Genomic DNA, 15,086 nt, shown 5'->3' on the forward strand with positions numbered 1-15,086 from the left:
TGATGTTTATAAGAGACTGCACCGTGCCCTCTCCCCAAAGGGGAGAGGGTGTTCAAGTTCCCTCTCCCCTTTGGGGAGAGGGTTAGGGTAAGGGGGCGGCAAAAACTCAAGGAGTCCCCATGAAACGCTCCGACATCAATGAAATCCTCGGCCACACGCGGCAGTTCTTCTCCATGCACGACGTGCATCTCCCGCCTTTTGCCAGCTTTCCGCCGACAAAATGGCAGCAGCTTGACCAGGCAGCATGGCAGGAGGTGTTTGACCTCAGGCTCGGCTGGGACGTGACGGCATTTGGTGGCAACAACTTCGCTGCACAGGGGTTAACGCTTTACACCCTGCGCAACGGCTCCCCCAACGGCGTGCCCTATGAAAAGTGCTATGCCGAAAAAATCATGCACGTCCGCGACGGCCAGGTGACGCCGATGCATTTTCACTGGCGCAAGCGGGAGGACATTATTAACCGCGGCGGCGGGAATCTGATTATTGAGTTATGGAATGCGGGCGCGCATGAAGAGACCGAAAACACCGACGTGACCGTCACGATAGACGGCTGTCGGCAGACGCACGCGCCCGGCAGCCAGCTGCGCCTCACGCCTGGGGAGAGCATCTGCCTGACGCCCGGCCTGTACCACAGTTTCTGGGGTGAACGCGGCTTTGGTGACGTGCTGGTGGGCGAAGTGTCGTCGGTCAATGACGATGAACACGACAACCACTTTTTACAGCCCATTGACCGCTACAACACCATTGAAGAAGACGAACCGGCGGTGCTGGTGCTGTGCAACGAGTACACCCTCTTTCGGATATAAGGAGTGAATGATGCCATTGATTTCTCTTGCCGACGGTCTGGCCCACGCCAGGGAACACCGCTACGCCCTGGGCGCGTTCAACGTGCTCGACTCCCATTTTCTGCGCGCGCTGTTTGCCGCCGCGAAGCAGGAACGCTCGCCGTTTATCATCAACATCGCCGAAGTGCATTTTAAGTACGTGTCTCTGGAGTCGCTGGTGGAAGCGGTGAAATTCGAAGCTGCCCGCCACGATATTCCCGTGGTGCTTAACCTCGACCACGGACTGCATTTTGAGGCGGTGGTGCGCGCCCTGCGTTTAGGGTTCAGCTCGGTGATGTTCGACGGCTCCACGCTGAGCTATGAGGAAAATATCCGCCAGACCCGGGAAGTGGTGAAGATGTGCCACGCGGTGGGCGTCTCGGTAGAGGCGGAGCTGGGCGCGGTAGGCGGGGATGAAGGTGGCGCGCTGTACGGTCATGCGGATGAAGCCTTCTTTACCGACCCGCAGCTGGCGCGCGAATTTGTTGATTCAACCGGCATCGATGCGCTGGCGGTTGCCATTGGCAACGCGCACGGCAAATACAAGGGCGAGCCGAAGCTTGATTTTCCGCGTCTGGACGCCATTCGCCAGCAGACGGGCCTGCCGCTGGTTTTACATGGTGGCTCTGGCATAAGCGACACTGATTTCCGCCGCGCCATTGAACTCGGTATTCATAAAATCAATTTCTATACCGGCATGTCGCAGGCCGCACTTGCCGCCGTTGAGCAACGCATGGCGAACCGCCAACCGCTTTACGATGAGTTTGCCGAGCTGCTGCTGGGCATTGAAGAGGCCATTACCGATACGGTTGCGGAACAGATGCGCATCTTCGGCAGTGCGGGGCAGGCCTAATGGAACGCAAAGGGATCGTCGCCGCAGGCAATATGCTGGTGGATCACGTCCACCAGATCGTACAGTGGCCGGAGCGCGGCTGGCTGGCAGAAATCACCCACAGCGAACGCTCAACCGGCGGTGCGCCACTCAACGTTCTGCTGACGCTGGCGAAAATGCACGTCGGCCTGCCGTTACAGGCGGTGGGGCTGATTGGGGAAGACAGCGACGGAGACTATATTCTGGCGATGCTCGACCAGTATCACGTCAATCGCCAGCGCGTGCAGCGCACGACGTTCTCCCCAACGTCGATGTCGCAGGTGATGACCGACCCCAGCGGACAGCGCACCTTTTTCCACTCGCCGGGCGCCAACCGCCTGCTGGATCTTCCCGCCTTCGATCGTTTAGATGGATCGCTGAAGATCTTCCATCTCGGCTATCTGCTGCTGCTCGACAGCCTGGACATGCCGGATGACGAATTTGGCACCCGCAGCGCGCGGTTACTGGCACAGATGCACGATCAGGGGTATGAAATCTCGCTCGATCTGGTGTCCCGCAAGGGCGACCCGCGCTATCAGCCGCTGGTGCTCCCTGCCCTGCGCCATCTTGATTATCTGGTGATTAACGAGCTGGAAGCCGGTGAGTTTAGCGGGCTTGAGATCCGCGACAGCCATGATGCGCTGAACATGGCCCATATCGCCGACGCTGCCGCACAGCTGCTGGCGGCAGGCGTGCGACAGCGGGTGGTGATCCACTGTCCGGAAGGGGCATGGGGTGAAGCGCCGGGTGAAAAAGGGCAATGGGTTCCGTCGTGGAAGCTGAGGCAGGACGAGATAATCGGCAGCGTCGGCGCGGGCGACGCGTTTTGCGCGGGCTTTTTATACGGCTGCCATGAATCCCTGCCGCTGACGGAGAATATTTATCTGGCGCACGCCTGCGCGCGGGCCAGCCTGCTGGCGGCTAATGCAATTGACGGCGCGAAAACGCTGGCCGAACTTCAGACGTTTATTCAGGAGAACGGTCAGGCGGCTTTCTCATGATGGGAAACGTCCGTGGCAAAAACATAGCCCAGACCGCGAATGGTTTTGATCAGCAGAGGCTGGTGCGGATTGACCTCAATTTTTCGCCGCAGCCGCATGATCAGCACGTCGATAGTGCGGTCAAAGACCTCAGCGCTTTCGCTGTGGGTCAGTTCAAGCAGCTGTTCACGGCTCAGTACCCGGCGGGCGTTTTGCGTTAATGCCAGCAGCAGGCCGTATTCACCCTGGGTTAACGGTACGGTATTACGCTGCGGATCGCTCAGCTCGCAGCGGGTGGTGTCCAGCGTCCAGCCGTTAAAGGCAATACCTTCAACGCGCGGCGCGGCAGGCTCCGCGGCCAGCGCACCGGTACGACGCAGCACCGCCTTAACGCGGGCGACCACCACGCGCGGATTGAACGGTTTTCCGATGTAATCATCAGCGCCCATTTCCAGCCCGACGACCACATCTGATTCACTTCCCAGCCCCGTCAGCATCACCACCGGTAGCGACGGTCGCCGCTTTTGCATCTGCAGCAAAACCTGTAATCCGTTGATATCCGGCAGCATCATGTCCAGCAGAACCAGCGCAATGCCGGAGTCCTGCTGGACACGGTTCACCGCTTCCTGACCGGTGTGACACGTCAGCACGGTAAAGACGTGCTCGCTGAGCACATCCTGTAGCAGTTCGCAGACTGCGACATCATCATCAACCACCAGAATCGCCGGTTTCATCGCATGCTTCCGTCAGGGAATTATGTTAAGTCTGAACCATTCTGCCGCCGGCTCCAGCCGAATTGTTTTTTACGTGACGGAAATTCAATCCATGTCACATCCCCTGCCCTTTCGACACGTCAATTTTGACGATTGGCTGTTTTTCGTCAGGGTTTTGCCCCGCAAAGGGTCGTAAAGTCAGGAAATACCCATAGTAAAAACATGGCATAGAAGCTGCATATTGGGCAGGTAAGAACTGTTTAACTGGAGCAAAGTGATGAAAAAAGTCGTCACGGTTTGCCCTTATTGTGCCTCAGGTTGCAAGATCCACCTGGTGGTCGATAACGGCAAAATCGTCCGGGCGGAAGCGGCGCAGGGTAAAACCAATCAGGGCACGCTGTGCCTGAAAGGGTACTACGGCTGGGATTTTATTAACGATACCCAAATCCTCACCCCGCGCCTGAAAACCCCTATGATCCGCCGCGAGCGCGGCGGCAAGCTGGAAGCCGTCTCCTGGAATGAAGCGCTGGATTATGTTGCCACGCGCCTTAGCGCCATCAAGGCCAAGTATGGCCCGGATGCGATTCAGACCACCGGCTCCTCACGCGGAACCGGGAATGAAACCAACTATGTGATGCAAAAATTCGCGCGCGCCGTTATTGGTACCAATAACGTCGACTGCTGCGCTCGCGTCTGACACGGCCCATCGGTTGCAGGTCTGCACCAGTCGGTCGGTAACGGCGCAATGAGTAATGCCATCAATGAGATAGATAACACCGATCTGGTGTTCATCTTCGGCTATAACCCGGCGGATTCTCACCCTATCGTCGCGAATCACGTGATTCGCGCCAAACAGAACGGGGCGAAAATCATCGTCTGCGATCCGCGCAAAATTGAAACCGCGCGCATTGCCGATATGCACATCGCACTGAAAAACGGCTCGAACATCGCGCTGTTGAATGCGATGGGGCACGTCATTATTGAGGAGAACCTCTACGACCAGGCGTTTGTCGCAAGCCGTACGGAAGGGTTTGAAGAGTATCGCAAGATTGTCGAAGGCTATACGCCGGAGTCCGTAGAGGCGATAACCGGCGTCAGCGCACAGGAGATCCGCCAGGCGGCGCGGATGTACGCCGGAGCGAAAACCGCCGCCATTCTGTGGGGTATGGGCGTGACCCAGTTCTACCAGGGCGTGGAAACCGTGCGCTCGCTCACCAGCCTCGCCATGTTGACCGGCAATCTGGGTAAAGCGCATGTGGGCGTGAACCCGGTACGTGGTCAGAATAACGTGCAGGGCGCGTGCGACATGGGCGCGCTGCCGGACACCTATCCGGGCTACCAGTACGTCAAATTCCCGGAAAATCGCGAGAAATTCGCGAAGGCCTGGGGCGTGGAGAGCCTGCCTGAGCACACGGGGTATCGCATCAGCGAGCTGCCGCACCGCGCGGCGCACGGTGAAGTGCGTGCGGCCTACATCATGGGTGAAGATCCGCTCCAGACCGACGCCGAGTTGTCTGCGGTGCGTAAAGGGTTTGAGGATCTGGAGCTGGTGATTGTTCAGGATATCTTTATGACCAAAACCGCGGCGGCGGCGGATGTGATTTTACCGTCGACCTCCTGGGGAGAGCATGAAGGTGTCTATACGGCGGCAGACCGCGGCTTCCAGCGCTTCTTCAAGGCTGTCGAGCCGAAGTGGGATCTGAAAACGGACTGGCAGATCATCAGCGAAATCGCCACCCGCATGGGCTACCCGATGCACTACAACAACACCCAGGAGATCTGGGACGAGTTGCGGCATCTGTGCCCGGACTTTTATGGGGCAACCTATGAAAAAATGGGTGAGCTAGGCTACATCCAGTGGCCGTGCCGGGATGAGTCAGAGGCGGATCAGGGAACGTCGTACCTCTTTAAAGAAAAATTCGACACCCCGAACGGGCTGGCGCAATTCTTCACCTGCGACTGGGTCGCGCCGATCGATAAACTCACCGACGAGTATCCGATGGTGCTCTCCACCGTGCGTGAAGTGGGCCATTACTCCTGCCGTTCCATGACCGGCAACTGCGCCGCGCTGGCGGCGCTGGCGGATGAACCGGGCTACGCGCAGATCAACACCGCCGATGCCGAACGGCTCGGTATTGAAGATGAAGCGCTGGTGTGGGTGAACTCGCGTAAAGGCCGCATCATTACCCGCGCGCAGGTCAGCGACCGTCCGAACAAAGGCGCGGTCTATATGACCTACCAGTGGTGGATTGGCGCCTGTAACGAGCTGGTGACGGAGAACTTAAGCCCGATAACCAAAACGCCGGAGTATAAATACTGCGCCGTAAACGTGGAGCCCATAGCGGATCAGCGCGCAGCGGAACAGTACGTGATCGACGAATATAACAAGCTGAAAGCCCGCCTGCGTGAAAGCGCAATGGGATGAAGCTGTTAATTAATCGCTGACTAAATGGGGTGAGATATTCACCCCATTATTATTTCTGGCATCGCTATTAATAATAACAATATATTTCTCTGAAGACGTCTCGCAGAAAAATGTAATTTTCGCGAAAATTAATTACATCTTTGCATTTTAATTCAGAGGGATAAGATATGCGGCGGGTGCTTAAGACTTTCTGTCTTGAGCATTGTTGAGGGACAGAAAGTGGAAAGCCCCGGGAAATTTGCATTTACCCGAGGCTACCCCTCAACCCCAACAAGTTGAGAGTAGCCTCTTATTCTTTTTTTCACAAGGAGTAAAAGGCATGACGCCATTAAAAACTGCGTTAGGCATCGTTTTTATTATTTGCCTGACGATAGTGAACTTTACCTTTATTACTCGCGGTAAGTTATGTGAGTTTTCAATAAAGAGTGAACATCAGGAGGTGGCGGCGAAATTAGCCTGTAACGCAGGCTAACCTCTTCGGGTGGAACGCGTGTTCCGCCCGGCTTGTGGGATGCTGAGGTCTTAACGCACCCGTTTTTTTCTTCTGTCACCGCGATTATACTGCGCGGCATGTACCCCGATGATAAGAATCCATGAAAGCCATTTTTCTGTTGTTGTTATTTTTAACCGCCTTTGCCCGTGCCGATGAGATAGGCAGCCAGTATCGAAAACAGGCGGAAGCCGGTGATGCGCGCGCCCAGTATTATCTTGCCGATACGTACTTCAGCTCCGGCGACAGCAAGCAGGCCGCGCTGTGGGCCGAGAAAGCGGCGAAAGGCGGCAATGTCGACGCCATGGCGCTGCTATCGCAAATCCTCTTTACGCAGGGCGACTACGCACAGGCCAAAGCTCTGGCCCAACAGGCAAACATTGCGGGCAGCAAACGCGGCGCGATCATGCTGGCGCGGGTGCTGGTGAACACGCAAGCAGGCAAGACCGACTACCCGCAGGCCATTAAACTGCTGCAAACGGCGACCGAAGACATCGATAGTGACTCGGCGGTAGACGCGCAACAGCTGCTGGGGCTGATCTATGCCAACGGCGTTGAAGTCCCTCAGGATGACGTGCAGGCTGCGGCGTGGTTCAAGCGGAGTTCGGCTCTGTCCCGGACGGGCTATGCGGAGTACTGGGCAGGCATGCTGTTCAGGCAGGGTGAGAAAGGCTTTATCACACCGAATAAACAGAAAGCGCTTTACTGGTTAAACCTGAGCTGTACGGAAGGGTTTGATACCGGGTGTGAAGAGTTTGATGCGTTGAGCGGGGAGTAAATTATTGCCCGGTGGCGCTGCGCTTACCGGGCCTACGGTTATGTAGGCCGGGTAAGGCGAAGCCGCCACCCGGCATTTTTACATCATTGGTCAGCCGTTTTATCAAAACGACCCAGCACCTCGCGTTCATACGCCAGCGCTTTTTTACGGTCGAACTTGTGTTCCCACTTGGAGATTACCAGCACCGCCAGCGCATTACCCACCACGTTCAGCGCGGTACGCGCCATGTCGAGGATACGGTCCACACCGGCGATAAACGCCAGGCCTTCCAGCGGAATACCGACGCTGCCCAGCGTCGCCAGCAGCACCACGAAGGAGACGCCCGGCACGCCTGCGATACCCTTTGAGGTCACCATCAGGGTCAACACCAGCACGATTTCCTGCCACAGCGACAGGTCAATGCCGTACAGCTGAGCGATAAAGATTGCCGCAATACTCTGATACAGCGTTGAACCATCCAGGTTGAAGGAGTAACCGGTCGGTACAACGAAGCTGGTAATGGACGCCGGTGCACCGTAGGCCTCCATCTTCTCAATGATACGCGGCAGCACGCTCTCGGAGCTTGCCGTGGAGTACGCCAGAATCAGCTCATCTTTCAGAATGCGGATCAGGATCCAGATGCTCAGCCCGCACAGGCGCGCCACAATCCCCAGCACCACCAGCGCGAAGAACAGGATCGCGAAGTGCACCAGAATCACCAGCTTCGCCAACGGCCACAGGGAAGCAAAGCCGAAGTTCGCCACGGTTACGGCGATCAGCGCAAAAACACCCACCGGCGCATAGCGCATCACCATGTGGGTAACTTTGAACATGGTTTCAGAGATAGAGCGGAACACCGTTACCAACGGTTCACGGTGCGTCGCGGGCAGGGAAGAAAGCCCCAGACCAAAGAGCACCGAGAAGAAGATGATCGGCAGCATCTCGCCCTTCGCCATTGACGCGATAATGTTGGTCGGCACCAGTGACAGAATTGTGCCCATCAGACCGTGCGAATGGCTCTGCACGTCGGCGGTGGTGCTTTGATATTTCGAAATATCCACCGTCGCCAGCTGCGACATATCAATCCCGGAACCTGGCTGGAACACGTTCGCCAGGGTGATACCAAGAATGATGGCAACCGTGGTGATCACTTCGAAATAGAGAATGGTTTTAACGCCGATGCGGCCTAACTGTTTCGCATCACCTACCCCGGCAATACCGACCACCAGCGTCGAGATCACAATCGGCACAACAATCATCTTGATCAGATGAATAAAGATATCGCCCGCTGGCGAGAGAAGGTTCGCAATCAGCCACTCGCGGCTGTCGCTATGATAATGGAGGTAACTGCCCAGCAAGATGCCCAGCACAAGGGCCAGCAGGATCTGCCAGGCCAGGCTGACTTTCAAATTTTTCATAGAAACTGACTTCCTCAATGAAATCTCCGCACCATCAAAACTGCATGAATATGGAGACATACTGAAAGGGTATGAATTGTGTTGCGTTGGTTTATGGGATTTTTTAACGCGCCGTATGAGTATCATTTGCACGGCATGCTGCGCAAGCCTTAAAGAACAAGGCATTTCACTGCAAAAAGCGTCATTGACGGTAATTAATAGCAATCCACATCAATAACCGATTGTTATGAAAAAACTTTTACAAACAAAAAAGTGAATAATTCTTCAGATGAATTATTTCCCTTCAAAGTTTCATTCGCTCAATTTTCATACTCTTCAGACATTGCGTGATCTGTCGCCCAAATACTAAACAAAGCTTGTAAAGCCCCTACTATTAACGTTTTTGCGACATATTATTAACATCTTACAAGGAGAAAAAAAGCCATGAGCCAAATACACAAACACGACATTCCCGCAAACATTGCGGACCGTTGCCTGATAAGCCCGGAGCAGTACCAGGAGAAATACCAGCAGTCCATTTCCAGCCCTGACGCATTCTGGGGTGAACAGGGCCACATCCTCGACTGGATCAAACCTTATCAGAAGGTAAAGAACACCTCTTTCGCGCCGGGCAACGTCTCCATTAAATGGTATGAAGACGGCACGCTGAACCTGGCGGCGAACTGCCTGGACCGCCATCTTGCCGAACGCGGCAACGAAACGGCCATTATCTGGGAAGGCGACGATGCCTCTCAGAGCAAACACATCTCATATAAAGAGCTTCATCGCGACGTCTGCCGCTTCGCCAACGTGCTGCTGGCCCAGGGCATTAAAAAAGGCGATGTGGTGGCGATCTATATGCCGATGGTGCCGGAAGCCGCGGTGGCTATGCTGGCCTGCGCGCGCATCGGCGCGATCCACTCCGTTATTTTTGGTGGCTTCTCGCCGGAGGCGGTTGCCGGACGTATCGTCGACTCGAACTCAAAGCTGGTGATCACCGCTGACGAGGGCGTGCGTGCCGGGCGCGGCATTCCGCTGAAGAAAAACGTCGATGAAGCGCTGAAAAACCCGAACGTGAAATCCATCCATAACGTCATTGTCTTCAAACGCACGGGCGGCAACATTGACTGGCACGAGGGCCGAGACCTGTGGTGGAGCGATCTGATTGAAAACGCAAGCGACCAGCATCAGCCGGAAGAGATGAACGCGGAAGATCCGCTGTTTATCCTTTATACCTCCGGATCCACCGGTAAGCCGAAAGGCGTGCTGCATACCACCGGCGGCTATCTGGTTTACGCGGCCACCACCTTTAAATACGTTTTCGACTACCATCCGGGCGACATCTACTGGTGTACCGCCGACGTGGGCTGGGTCACCGGTCACAGCTACCTGCTGTACGGCCCGCTGGCCTGCGGCGCAACGACGCTGATGTTTGAAGGCGTACCTAACTGGCCAACGCCGGCGCGTATGTGCCAGGTGGTCGATAAGCATCAGGTCAACATTCTCTACACCGCGCCAACGGCGATCCGCGCATTAATGGCGGAAGGCGATAAAGCCATCGAAGGGACCGACCGCTCTTCCCTGCGCATCCTCGGTTCCGTGGGCGAGCCGATCAACCCGGAAGCCTGGGAGTGGTACTGGAAGAAGATCGGCAACGAGAAGTGCCCGGTGATGGACACCTGGTGGCAGACCGAAACCGGCGGCTTCATGATCACCCCGATGCCGGGCGCCACGCAGTTGAAAGCCGGTTCGGCCACCCGTCCGTTCTTTGGCGTGCAGCCCGCGCTGGTGGACAACGAAGGCAATCCGCAGGAAGGGGCCACCGAAGGCAACCTGGTAATCGTCGATTCCTGGCCTGGCCAGGCGCGTACCCTGTTCGGCGACCATGAGCGCTTCGAACAGACCTACTTCTCAACCTTTAAAAACATGTACTTCAGCGGCGACGGCGCGCGCCGGGACGAAGACGGTTATTACTGGATCACCGGACGCGTGGACGATGTGCTGAATGTTTCCGGCCACCGTCTGGGCACGGCGGAGATTGAGTCTGCGCTGGTGTCGCATCCGAAGATTGCCGAAGCGGCAGTTGTCGGCATTCCTCACAACATCAAAGGCCAGGCGATCTACGCCTACGTCACCCTGAACCACGGCGAGGAGCCGTCACCAGAGCTGTATACCGAGGTGCGTAACTGGGTGCGTAAAGAGATCGGCCCGCTGGCCACACCGGATGTGCTGCACTGGACCGACTCACTGCCGAAAACCCGTTCCGGCAAGATTATGCGCCGTATTCTGCGCAAAATCGCAGCGGGCGACACCAGCAACCTCGGTGATACCTCAACGCTTGCCGATCCTGGCGTGGTGGACAAACTGCTCGAAGAGAAGCAGGCCATCGCAATGCCTTCCTAGTGTTTTCTCCCTCTCCCCGTGGGAGAGGGCCGGGGTGAGGGCATCAGACCGCACCTTCCTTCCATCACCCTAACCCTCTCCCCATAGGGGAGAGGGGATAAAAACAAACCAACCTTACCTTTGGAGACTCTGTGATGAATAACGATATTTGTCAGCAGATAGAGAATAGTGCGCACTACAGGGAGCTCGTCGAAAAACGGCAACGGTTTGCCTTTATCCTTTCCATCATCATGCTGGTTATTTACGTCGGCTTTATTCTGCTGATCGCCTTTGCGCCGCAGTGGCTCGGTACGCCGCTGCACGCCGGAACCAGCGTTACGCGCGGCATCCCAATTGGCATTGGCGTTATCGTTATTTCGTTTGTGCTGACAGGTGTGTATGTCTGGCGTGCGAACGGGGAATTCGATCGTCTTAACAGAGAAGTTCTGCGCGAGGTAAAAGCATCATGAAGCGAGTCCTGACGGCGCTTGCCGCCACACTTCCCTTTGCTGCCCATGCGGCAGATGCCCTTACCGGCGAGGTCCAGCGCCAGCCAACCAACTGGCAGGCGATTATCATGTTCCTGATTTTCGTGGTGCTAACGCTTTACATCACCTACTGGGCGTCGAAACGCGTGCGCTCCCGTAACGATTACTACACCGCGGGCGGCAACATTACCGGCTTCCAGAACGGGCTGGCGATTGCGGGAGACTTTATGTCTGCCGCCTCGTTCCTCGGGATCTCCGCGCTGGTTTATACCTCAGGGTATGACGGCCTGATCTACTCCCTCGGCTTCCTCGTCGGCTGGCCGATCATTCTGTTCCTGATTGCCGAGCGCCTGCGTAACCTTGGCCGCTACACCTTTGCAGACGTAGCTTCATACCGCCTCAAACAAGGCCCCATCCGCATGCTCTCCGCCTGCGGTTCGCTGGTGGTGGTGGCGCTGTACCTGATTGCCCAGATGGTCGGCGCGGGCAAACTGATCGAGCTGCTGTTCGGTCTGAACTACCACGTCGCGGTGGTGCTGGTAGGCGTGCTGATGGTGATGTACGTCCTGTTCGGCGGCATGCTGGCCACCACCTGGGTACAGATCATCAAAGCGGTACTGCTGCTGTTCGGCGCCAGCTTTATGGCCTTTATGGTAATGAAGCACGTCGGGTTCAGCTTCAATAATCTGTTTACCGAAGCCATGTCAGTGCACCCGAAAGGGGAAGCGATCATGAGCCCGGGCGGGCTGGTGAAAGATCCGATATCCGCGCTCTCGCTCGGTCTCGGCCTGATGTTCGGTACCGCTGGCCTGCCGCATATCCTGATGCGTTTCTTCACGGTGTCTGATGCACGTGAAGCGCGTAAAAGCGTGTTCTACGCCACCGGGTTTATGGGCTACTTCTACATACTGACCTTTATCATCGGCTTTGGCGCGATCATGCTGGTGGGGGCAAACCCGGCGTTTAAAGACGCGGCGGGCGCGCTTATCGGCGGTAACAACATGGCGGCGGTGCATCTGGCCGACGCGGTAGGCGGTAACCTGTTCCTCGGCTTTATCTCTGCCGTGGCCTTCGCCACCATCCTCGCGGTGGTTGCAGGGCTGACGCTGGCTGGTGCGTCTGCGGTATCGCACGATCTCTACGCCAACGTTTTCCGCAAAGGCGCAAGCGAGCGCGATGAGCTGAAAGTCTCCAAAATCACCGTACTGGTGCTGGGCGTCGTCGCCATCCTGCTGGGGATTTTGTTCGAGAAGCAGAACATCGCCTTTATGGTGGGGCTGGCCTTCTCGATTGCGGCAAGCTGTAACTTCCCGATCATTCTGCTCTCCATGTACTGGTCAAAACTGACCACCCGTGGGGCGATGATTGGCGGCTGGCTGGGGCTGCTGACGGCGGTGATTCTGATGATCCTCGGCCCGACCATCTGGGTGCAGATCCTCGGTCACGAAAGCGCTATCTTCCCGTATGAATACCCGGCGCTGTTCTCCATTGCCGTGGCGTTTATTGGGATCTGGTTCTTCTCAGCGACCGACAACTCGCCGGAGGGTAACCTGGAGCGTGAGAAATTCCGCGCCCAGTTTATCCGCTCGCAAACCGGCCTGGGTGTTGAGCAGGGCCGCGCGCACTAAACCTTTTCTCCCCGGTCGCTCTGGCCGGGGAACTTAAAACATCACCCACGCCACCAGCGGCGCGATTAATACCATTGTCACGCCCGAGAGCATCATCACCAGGCTTGCAACAACGCCTTCCTGCTGTCCCAGCTCATACGAACGTGCCGTCCCCGCCCCGTGCGACGCCGCGCCAAACCCCGCCCCTTTCGCCATCCCTTCGCGAATGGAAAGGCGCAGAAACAGCACATCCCCCACTGCCATGCCGAACACGCCGGTCACCACCACAAACAGCGCCACCAGATCCGGCTGTCCGCCGAGCGGTTTAGCCGCCGCCAGCGCGAACGGTGTGGTCACCGAGCGTACCGCCAGGCTGCGCTGGATTTCATCAGACAGGGTAAACAGCCGCGCCAGCCAGACCGAGCTGCACACCGCCACTACCGTCGCGGTGACGACTCCCGCGCTGAGCGACATCCAGTGGCGTTTAATAATTGCCAGGTTGTCATACACCGGCACCGCAAAGGCGATAGTCGCCGGGCCGAGCAGCCACAGCAGCCAGTGGGATTCACCAATGTAGTTCTGCCAGGAGATATGGCCGAAGACCAGCATCAGCACCAGCAGGATCGGCGTAAAGACCAGCGGCATCAGCGGCAACGTGCGAAAGCGGCGATACAGGCGCTTGTTGGCAAAGTAAATGACGACTGTCGCAATCAGGCATAGCACGCTTATCTGAAAGTTAGTCATGCTTCTGCCTGCTGATTTCAAAGCGATACACTTTATCCACCACCCAGGCGGTGGCGCCCAGCACCATCAGCGTGCTCAGGGCGATAACCGCAAAGATGCGCCAGCCGTCGACCATCAGCAGTTGCGCATAATTCACCACCGCCACCACGGCCGGAACGAAGAACAGCAGCATCTCCGCCAGCAGCCAGCGCGCACCGGCCCGCACCCAGCTAAGGGGTAACGCGCGACAGAGGATCAACGTCAGCATCAGCACCATTCCCACCAGGTTGGCGGGTAAAGGCAGGTTCAGCCAGTCGACAAGATATTCAGCAAAAACAAACAGTCCCGCGTAGAGCAGTACCTGAACCGGTACCTGGAGTCGTTGAACAACGGCAGGCGTAACACGGCTTAACGCCACGGCCATGGGGGTTTTCCTCAGAAATGAGACGAGGCGCCAGTATAGTGAGCGTACGGTATCGACTGAAATGAATTAAAATCATCGAAGGTATAGTTTCGAGGAATAATCATGGACATAAGAACGCTGCGCTATTTTGTCGAGGTGGTTCGCCAGCAAAGTTTTACCCGCGCAGCGGAGAAGTTATTCGTAACCCAGCCTACCATCAGTAAGATGCTGAAAAACCTCGAAGATGAGCTGAACTGTACCCTGCTGATCCGCGACGGGCGCAAGCTGCTGCTGACCGATACCGGTCGCGTGGTGTTCGAGCGCGGGCTGGCAATTCTGGCGGAGTTCCGCCAGCTGGAGGCCGAGCTTGGGGACATCAACCACCTGACAAAAGGGCTGCTGCGGCTCGGCATTCCGCCGATGGTCGGCATGATGATGGCCGGGCCGATTAGCCTGTTTCGCCAGCGCTATCCCGGCGTTGAGCTAAAAATTTCTGAATTTGGCGGCCTGACCGTGCAGCAGGCGGTGATGAACGGTGAACTGGACGTGGCCATGACGGCTCTTCCCGTAGAGGAGGAAAGCGGCCTGGCGACGCTGCCGCTGTTCAGCCACCCGCTGTGCGTGCTGGTGCCGCGCTCCGGCGACTGGCTGAAGATTGAATCAGTAAAACCCGAGCTGCTCGGCGAACACCCGCTGCTGATTTACAACGAAGATTTCGCCTTAAGCCGCCAGCTGATGGCGCTGTTTAACCAGCACAACGTAAAGCCGCGCATTGCGGTGCGCAGCGGCCAGTGGGATTTTCTGGCGGCGATGGTACAGGCGGGCGTGGGGATAGCCATTCTGCCGCAGCCGATCTGCGAGCGGCTGGATAAAAACACGCTGCGCTGGATCCCGCTGGAGAGCGATCTGCACTGGCAGTTAGGGATGATCTGGCGTGAAGGGGTGTATCTGTCGCACAGCGCACAGGCGTGGTTGCAATGCTGTGAGGGGTTTTGGGTACCCTCACCCTAACCCTCTCCCACAGGG

General features: G+C 56.9%; 14 protein-coding genes. 10 read left to right on the forward strand and 4 right to left on the reverse strand.

Translation table 11 applies throughout. The features are described 5' to 3' along the window. Nucleotides 1-119 precede the first annotated feature (119 nt). The 3 genes from INF86_RS18655 to INF86_RS18665 are packed head-to-tail and all read left to right on the forward strand — an operon-like array spanning nucleotide 120 to nucleotide 2,696. Nucleotides 120-806 (forward strand): D-lyxose/D-mannose family sugar isomerase, encoded by a 687-nt coding sequence (locus INF86_RS18655; protein WP_126490756.1) that lies wholly within the window; start codon nucleotides 120-122, stop codon nucleotides 804-806. A gap of 10 nt (nucleotides 807-816) precedes the next feature. Next, nucleotides 817-1,677 carry a ketose 1,6-bisphosphate aldolase gene (locus INF86_RS18660; RefSeq protein ID WP_048965641.1) on the forward strand — a complete coding sequence of 287 codons (861 nt, stop codon included), beginning with the start codon at nucleotides 817-819 and terminating at the stop codon, nucleotides 1,675-1,677. Further along, nucleotides 1,677-2,696, forward strand: coding sequence for a carbohydrate kinase family protein (locus INF86_RS18665; RefSeq protein WP_193543794.1), 1,020 nt, complete (start codon nucleotides 1,677-1,679; stop codon nucleotides 2,694-2,696). The genes INF86_RS18660 and INF86_RS18665 overlap by 1 nt, the downstream gene beginning before the upstream one ends. Here INF86_RS18665 and INF86_RS18670 read toward each other — a convergent pair. Further along, entirely contained in the window at nucleotides 2,678-3,409 is a 732-nt protein-coding gene (locus INF86_RS18670; protein ID WP_022646769.1) for a response regulator, read from the reverse strand. The genes INF86_RS18665 and INF86_RS18670 overlap by 19 nt on opposite strands. Nucleotides 3,410-3,665: 256 nt before the next feature. On the opposite strand from INF86_RS18670, the gene fdhF reads away from it, so the two are divergent. The 3 genes from fdhF (at nucleotide 3,666) to INF86_RS18685 (ending at nucleotide 7,081) form a co-directional block, all read left to right on the forward strand. Next, nucleotides 3,666-5,813 carry a formate dehydrogenase subunit alpha gene (gene fdhF, locus INF86_RS18675; protein WP_080298763.1) on the forward strand — a complete coding sequence of 716 codons (2,148 nt, stop codon included), beginning with the start codon at nucleotides 3,666-3,668 and terminating at the stop codon, nucleotides 5,811-5,813. Nucleotides 5,814-6,132: 319 nt separating this feature from the next. Next, entirely contained in the window at nucleotides 6,133-6,285 is a 153-nt protein-coding gene (locus tag INF86_RS18680; RefSeq protein WP_045309109.1) for a Hok/Gef family protein, read from the forward strand. A gap of 121 nt (nucleotides 6,286-6,406) precedes the next feature. Next, a complete protein-coding gene (locus INF86_RS18685; RefSeq protein ID WP_038415085.1) occupies nucleotides 6,407-7,081 on the forward strand; it encodes a tetratricopeptide repeat protein in 675 nt (224 codons plus the stop codon). 83 nt (nucleotides 7,082-7,164) lie between these two features. Here INF86_RS18685 and gltP read toward each other — a convergent pair whose 3' ends face one another. Beyond that, nucleotides 7,165-8,478, reverse strand: coding sequence for a glutamate/aspartate:proton symporter GltP (gene gltP, locus INF86_RS18690; RefSeq protein WP_022646765.1), 1,314 nt, complete (start codon nucleotides 8,476-8,478; stop codon nucleotides 7,165-7,167). Between the two features lie 423 nt (nucleotides 8,479-8,901). On the opposite strand from gltP, the gene acs reads away from it, so the two are divergent. The 3 genes from acs (at nucleotide 8,902) to actP (ending at nucleotide 12,955) form a co-directional block, all read left to right on the forward strand. After that, nucleotides 8,902-10,860, forward strand: coding sequence for an acetate--CoA ligase (acs, locus tag INF86_RS18695; protein WP_023299100.1), 1,959 nt, complete (start codon nucleotides 8,902-8,904; stop codon nucleotides 10,858-10,860). Between the two features lie 134 nt (nucleotides 10,861-10,994). Beyond that, the gene (locus INF86_RS18700) at nucleotides 10,995-11,309 is read left to right on the forward strand and encodes a DUF485 domain-containing protein (RefSeq protein WP_022646763.1); all 315 of its coding nucleotides are present in this window, start codon (nucleotides 10,995-10,997) and stop codon (nucleotides 11,307-11,309) included. Further along, nucleotides 11,306-12,955, forward strand: a complete 1,650-nt coding sequence (gene actP / locus INF86_RS18705; RefSeq protein WP_023299099.1) for a cation/acetate symporter ActP — start codon at nucleotides 11,306-11,308, stop codon at nucleotides 12,953-12,955. Before INF86_RS18700 ends, actP begins: the two co-directional genes overlap by 4 nt. A gap of 33 nt (nucleotides 12,956-12,988) precedes the next feature. On the opposite strand, the gene INF86_RS18710 is transcribed toward actP, so the two are convergent. Both INF86_RS18710 and INF86_RS18715 read right to left on the reverse strand, forming a co-directional pair. Beyond that, a complete protein-coding gene (locus INF86_RS18710; RefSeq protein WP_022646761.1) occupies nucleotides 12,989-13,678 on the reverse strand; it encodes an LrgB family protein in 690 nt (229 codons plus the stop codon). Beyond that, a complete protein-coding gene (locus tag INF86_RS18715; protein ID WP_022646760.1) occupies nucleotides 13,671-14,081 on the reverse strand; it encodes a CidA/LrgA family protein in 411 nt (136 codons plus the stop codon). Before INF86_RS18715 ends, INF86_RS18710 begins: the two co-directional genes overlap by 8 nt. Before the next feature lie 102 nt (nucleotides 14,082-14,183). Here INF86_RS18715 and INF86_RS18720 point away from each other — a divergent pair, with 102 nt between their 5' ends. Further along, on the forward strand, nucleotides 14,184-15,071 hold the full coding sequence (locus tag INF86_RS18720) for a LysR family transcriptional regulator (protein WP_022646759.1): 888 nt from the start codon (nucleotides 14,184-14,186) through the stop codon (nucleotides 15,069-15,071). The last annotated feature ends 15 nt before the right edge of the window (nucleotides 15,072-15,086 follow it).

Source organism: Enterobacter cloacae complex sp. I1M (genome assembly GCF_014982425.1).
Classification (GTDB): domain Bacteria; phylum Pseudomonadota; class Gammaproteobacteria; order Enterobacterales; family Enterobacteriaceae; genus Enterobacter; species Enterobacter intestinihominis.

Excerpts from the sequence above, each read along its gene's own strand:
- INF86_RS18655 (WP_126490756.1), top strand. The coding sequence starts at position 120 with ATGAAACGCTCCGACATCAATGAAATCCTCGGCCACACGCGGCAGTTC.
- INF86_RS18660 (WP_048965641.1), top strand. The coding sequence starts at position 817 with ATGCCATTGATTTCTCTTGCCGACGGTCTGGCCCACGCCAGGGAACAC.
- INF86_RS18665 (WP_193543794.1), top strand. The coding sequence starts at position 1,677 with ATGGAACGCAAAGGGATCGTCGCCGCAGGCAATATGCTGGTGGATCAC.
- INF86_RS18670 (WP_022646769.1), bottom strand. The coding sequence starts at position 3,409 with ATGAAACCGGCGATTCTGGTGGTTGATGATGATGTCGCAGTCTGCGAA.
- INF86_RS18680 (WP_045309109.1), top strand. The coding sequence starts at position 6,133 with ATGACGCCATTAAAAACTGCGTTAGGCATCGTTTTTATTATTTGCCTG.
- INF86_RS18685 (WP_038415085.1), top strand. The coding sequence starts at position 6,407 with ATGAAAGCCATTTTTCTGTTGTTGTTATTTTTAACCGCCTTTGCCCGT.
- gltP (WP_022646765.1), bottom strand. The coding sequence starts at position 8,478 with ATGAAAAATTTGAAAGTCAGCCTGGCCTGGCAGATCCTGCTGGCCCTT.
- acs (WP_023299100.1), top strand. The coding sequence starts at position 8,902 with ATGAGCCAAATACACAAACACGACATTCCCGCAAACATTGCGGACCGT.
- INF86_RS18700 (WP_022646763.1), top strand. The coding sequence starts at position 10,995 with ATGAATAACGATATTTGTCAGCAGATAGAGAATAGTGCGCACTACAGG.
- actP (WP_023299099.1), top strand. The coding sequence starts at position 11,306 with ATGAAGCGAGTCCTGACGGCGCTTGCCGCCACACTTCCCTTTGCTGCC.
- INF86_RS18710 (WP_022646761.1), bottom strand. The coding sequence starts at position 13,678 with ATGACTAACTTTCAGATAAGCGTGCTATGCCTGATTGCGACAGTCGTC.
- INF86_RS18715 (WP_022646760.1), bottom strand. The coding sequence starts at position 14,081 with ATGGCCGTGGCGTTAAGCCGTGTTACGCCTGCCGTTGTTCAACGACTC.
- INF86_RS18720 (WP_022646759.1), top strand. The coding sequence starts at position 14,184 with ATGGACATAAGAACGCTGCGCTATTTTGTCGAGGTGGTTCGCCAGCAA.